The organism is Roseiarcus sp., assembly GCF_049514155.1.
In the GTDB taxonomy this organism is placed as follows: domain Bacteria; phylum Pseudomonadota; class Alphaproteobacteria; order Rhizobiales; family Beijerinckiaceae; genus Roseiarcus.
Window position 1 is genome coordinate 1 of sequence record NZ_JBEKVH010000223.1, and the last position, 4,743, is coordinate 4,743.

5 protein-coding genes are annotated in these 4,743 nt (G+C 62.3%); all 5 read left to right on the forward strand.

Annotation, left to right across the window (positions count from 1 at the left end):
* On the forward strand, positions 1-541 hold a 541-nt coding region (locus ABSF49_RS20205; RefSeq protein ID WP_424114431.1), incomplete at its 5' end, for a YhfZ family protein.
* Position 542: 1 nt separating this feature from the next.
* Entirely contained in the window at positions 543-1,745 is a 1,203-nt protein-coding gene (locus tag ABSF49_RS20210) for a substrate-binding domain-containing protein (RefSeq protein WP_424114432.1), read from the forward strand.
* A gap of 23 nt (positions 1,746-1,768) precedes the next feature.
* Positions 1,769-3,289, forward strand: coding sequence for a sugar ABC transporter ATP-binding protein (locus tag ABSF49_RS20215; RefSeq protein ID WP_424114433.1), 1,521 nt, complete (start codon positions 1,769-1,771; stop codon positions 3,287-3,289).
* Complete coding sequence (locus ABSF49_RS20220; protein WP_424114434.1) at positions 3,286-4,311, forward strand: ABC transporter permease; 1,026 nt, start codon at positions 3,286-3,288, stop codon at positions 4,309-4,311. Before ABSF49_RS20215 ends, ABSF49_RS20220 begins: the two co-directional genes overlap by 4 nt.
* On the forward strand, positions 4,308-4,743 hold a 436-nt coding region (locus ABSF49_RS20225), incomplete at its 3' end, for an FGGY family carbohydrate kinase (RefSeq protein ID WP_424114435.1). The genes ABSF49_RS20220 and ABSF49_RS20225, both read left to right, overlap by 4 nt.

Sequence of the window (4,743 nt, forward strand, 5' to 3'; positions counted from 1 at the left end):
GTCCCGATTGACGGCCCTCGCCGAGGGCCGCGCCGATATCGTCGCTCTATCTAAGCAAAGCGCTGAAACGGTCTGTCGTCGCGACGAAGCTTTTGCCTCCGTGATGGAATTGCCTCCGTCAAGCTATTACGTCGGTCACGAGATTGTTTACCGCCGGGACTGCACCAAGGACCGTGCGAATTGGCGGATCGGCGTCGACTCGACGTCGTTCGATCATGTCGAATTCTGCGAGGCCGTCTTTCCTGGCTCGCCGCGGCGCGAGGTGCGCTACGTCAACCTTCCCTACGCGATCGCCAAGGGAGAGGTGGACGCCAGCGTGCTGCACTCGCGGTCCCTGGTGCCGATGGAATTCGCGACCGTCCTCGAGGTGGAACCGGTCCGATTGTCGAGCACGGTATTTCAGACCGCGTCGATCTGCGTGTTTCTGGCTCGCAAGGACAACGCCGCTTTGCGAGCGATCTTCGAGCAGATCGGCGACGCCGCAGCCATTCATGACGTTCAACAAGCGGTGATGAGCCGCCAACGTGAGCCCGAATTCTAACGTGCTCGCGACCAAGGCGGCGCGTTTCGAATCTGGCGGGGATCGCCAGCATAAGAAGACAGAGGGAGTGATAAAAGTGCACACGACAATCCGGACGCCGTTCATCAGAGCGAAAGCGCTACAGCCGCTCATCGCCGCCGCGGTAATATCGCTGGGGTTTGCGGGCGCCGCGACGGCGGCAAGTGGAGATGCTCCCGCGGGAGCAAACAATCTTCAGTCGATCGAATTGTATAGCGGCATGACGCCCGCTCCCGACGCCAAGTCGGTTGATACGTCCCATTTCAAGAAGGCGGCCCATTATGTCGTGGGCTACGCCGGTTTCGGCCAGGTCAACAGTTGGCGCGTACAGGCGCTTCAATCGACAAAGATGCTTGCTGAGAATATGGGCGTGGACCTGCGCATCACCGATGCCGGAGGCAATGCGACTAAGCAGATCTCCGATGCGGAAGATCTCCTCGCGCAGGGCGTGAACGCGCTGATCATTTCGCCGGTTGCGAGCGAACCGCTGGCGCCGGTCGTCGAGCGCGCCTACGGGCTTGGGATCCCGGTCATCGTCTGGGGTTCGGACGTGGCGACCGACAAATACACCGCAAAGGTTGTCGCCGACGACTATTTCTTTGGCCTCGCCGGTGGGCGAAAACTCGCACAGGACATGGGCGGCGCCGGCAACGTCATCATGCTGCGCGGCATCGCCGGAAATAGCGTTGAGAAGGCGCGGTACGACGGGGCGGCAGCCGCACTCAAGGAAGCCGGCGGCAAAATCAAGATTGTCGGCGAAGAATACGGAAGCTGGGCCTTCGATCAGGGCAAGTCGATCACGCAGACCTTCCTTGCGGCCAATCCGAAGATTGACGGCGTTTGGGCCTCTGGCGCGGCAATGACGCGGGGCGCCATCGAAGCGTTTCAGGAAGCTGGGCGCCCGCTGGTCCCCATGTCCGGAGAAAACCTCAACGGATACATGAAGGTCTGGGCGAAACTGGACCTTCGCAGCAGCGGTCCGCAATTCCCGACGTGGCAAGGACCTGAAGCCTTGAAGCTGGCGCTGCGGGCTCTGGAAGGCAAGCCGATCATGTCCTCCTATCTGCTTAAGCCCGCACCCATCACCGACGCCAAGGCCGCCATGCAGGAAAAGGTGTCCGATGACTACTGGGTCGAGCAATACCTGACCGCAGACCAGATCAACCGGATATTTCCGAACAAGTGATCGATTCCGCGAGGAGGTCGAACGTGGCGACGCCAGCCCGTCCAGCCGAAGCGTTGCTGAGCTTGGATGCGATCAGTAAGCGCTTCGGCAACACTCAGGCGCTCGACAATGTGTCGCTGTCTTTCTCGGCCGGGCGCATTCACGCGCTGATCGGCGAGAACGGCGCCGGCAAATCGACGCTGGTGAAGATAATCAGCGGCATCGTGCGGCCTGACAGCGGTTCGATCGTGCTGAGCGGCGAAAGGGTGGCGTTCGCCACCCCTTCGGCGGCCTCCCGCGCCGGCATCAGTCTCGTTCATCAAGAACTCGCCCTGTTACCCTTCAACACGGTCGCCGAGAATATTTTTCTCGGACAGGAACAGCGATCAAAGTTCGGTCTTTCCTGGTCTCGCATGCACGAAGAAGCGCATGCGACGCTGGATCGACTCGGCGTCCATGTCGATGTCGACCGGCCGGTGGGAGAACTCTCGACGGCCCATCAGCAGATGGTCGAGATTGCGCGCGCAACCCGGCGCGATTCGCGCATGCTGATTCTCGACGAACCGACTGCCGCTCTTTCCCCCGACGACACCAGACAACTTTTCGACATGCTGAGGCAACTGGCCGCCCGAGGGACGGCGGTCGTCTACATCAGTCATCGGCTCGACGAAATCGAAAGGGTGGCCGACGACATCAGCGTCCTGAAGGACGGCCGATGCGTGGCGACGCGAGCGGCCTCGGAACTCGACTGCGACAGCATGATCCGCCTCATGGTGGGACGGGTGATCGAGGATCTCTTTCCGCCTAAGCCGCCCCGGCCGACGAGCGACCCGCTGCTCGCGGTCGATGGACTGATTGATCCGCCCTCCATCCGCGGCGCGAGTTTCAACGTGCGCAAAGGCGAAATCGTTGGGCTGTACGGCCTAGAGGGGCACGGCCAGGACGAAATCCTCGCCTGCGTCGCGGGTGCGCGCAAACCGATCGCCGGTCGTCTCGCGATCGAAGGCCGGCAGATCGCTTGGCAGCCAGTTACGCGGATGATCGAGAAGCGCGTGGGTTTCGTGCCCGGCGATCGCAAATCCGAGGGGCTGATCCTGGACATGACGGGTTTGCAGAATATCACTCTGCCCGTCATTCGGGGGCTTTCGAAATGGACCTTCGTGTCGAAGTCCCGAGAGAAAACTCTGGCGGACGACGCCGCGGTTCTTGCCGGCGTGAAAGGGGATCTCACGGCGATGGTGCGCACACTCTCTGGCGGCAACCAGCAGAAGCTACTCCTGTCTCGATGGCTGGCCGCGCGCTCGTCGGTGCTGTTGCTCAATCAGCCGACGCGCGGAGTGGATGTCGGTTCGAAGTCCGAGATTTATGAGCTGATCAGGCGCATGTGCTCGGAGCGGGGCGTGGGCGCGTTGGTCGTTTCCCGCGAAATCATCGAACTTCAAGGACTTTGCGACCGCATTCTGGTGATGTGCAGAGGCGTTTTGGTCGCCGAGCATCGCGCCGATGACAGCGAGGAGGCGATACTCGCCTCAGCCGTCGGTCAAGTGCAGGAGCGTTCGGCATGAGCGCGCGCTCGCAGACAGGGCTTCGCCTGCCGGCGTTTGTCCGGCGCAATCTCTCAGCGCAGCCGGCTTTCATCTTCTGCTTGGTTCTGGCGGCCGTCGGCGCGTCGCAAAGCGCCGCTTTTCTTTCGCCCTTCAATGTCGGCAATCTCGTTGTCCAGATAACCCCCTTACTGCTGGTGACCATCGGGCAGACCTATGCCGTGGGAAGCGGAGGTCTGGATCTTTCCGTCGGAGCCATCGTCAGTCTCGTCGCCGTGATCACCGCGGTCCTGTTTGCGCCGCTCGGCATCGCGGGCGCCGTCGCCTTGGGCCTTCTGGCCGCGATCGCGATCGGCGCGATCAACGGGCTCTTCATCTCCAAGGGCATCGAACCGTTCCTGGTCACGCTCGCGACCCTTTCCGTAGCGCAGGGCGTCGCGCTCTTCATAAATCCCGTCCCGGGCGGCGCCGTTCCCGCCGCTTATCACGCCATCGCCGGCTACTGGGGCAACGTTCCGATCATCCTGCCGGCGGTGATGCTGGTGTGCCTCTTTTCGGCATGGTCGATCCGCAAGACCAGCACCGGCGCCCACATTGTCGCTGTCGGCGGAAACCGAGAAGTCGCCTATCTCTGCGGCATTCCGGTTGGTCGCACCTATGTCGTCGTGTACGTCCTCTCGGCTGTCTTCGCTGCGTTGGCGGCGTTCTTTCTCGTGGCGCGAACCAGCACCGGCGATCCGACGATCGGTGGGCGCTTCACCATCGATTCGTTGGCCGCGGTCGTCCTCGGCGGAACCGTACTGGGGGGTGGCCGGGTGACCATGCTCGGTGCGTTTTTCGGCGCGATAGCGTTGGGTCTTCTGTCCAATGTTCTCAACCTGCTTCAGGTGCCCGCCTTTTATCAGACGCCAGTGAAAGGTCTGCTGGTGATCGGGGCCGTGCTCCTGCCGACGTTGATCACGGGTTCGCTGGCGCGCAGACGCGCCTTGAAGTTCGCCGCGTCTTTAGCCTTGCCTGACGCTGACACGCGACTACGCCCATGAGCACCCTCGTCCTGGGCATTGATGTCGGAACGACATCCACGAAGGCCGCCCTTTTCGATCTGCTGGACGCGGCGCGGCCGCTTGCCGTAGGTCGACGGGCCTCGGAGGTCCACGAACCGCAACGCGGATATAGCGAGACCGACCCGGTCCAGGTTCTGACGCGGGTTGGCGAATGCGTGCGCGAGATCACCGCCAAAGTCGACACAGACGCGATCTGCGCCATCGGCATATCGGGAACCGCGTGCGGCGCGTGGCTGGTCGCCAATGGCGAACCCGTGCGTCCGGCGATCTTATGGAATGACGGCCGCGCGGCGCAAATCGTCGACGAATGGAGCGCGGACGGGCGCATGCGGGAAATCTTTGCCTTGTCGGGCAACGTTCCTTTTCCAGGCTATACGCTTCCGCTGCTGAAATGGCTGGCCGTGCACGAAC

What these genes read in the sequence shown, in the direction of transcription:
- ABSF49_RS20220 (WP_424114434.1), top strand. Translation starts at nt 3,286, where the DNA reads ATGAGCGCGCGCTCGCAGACAGGGCTTCGCCTGCCGGCGTTTGTCCGG.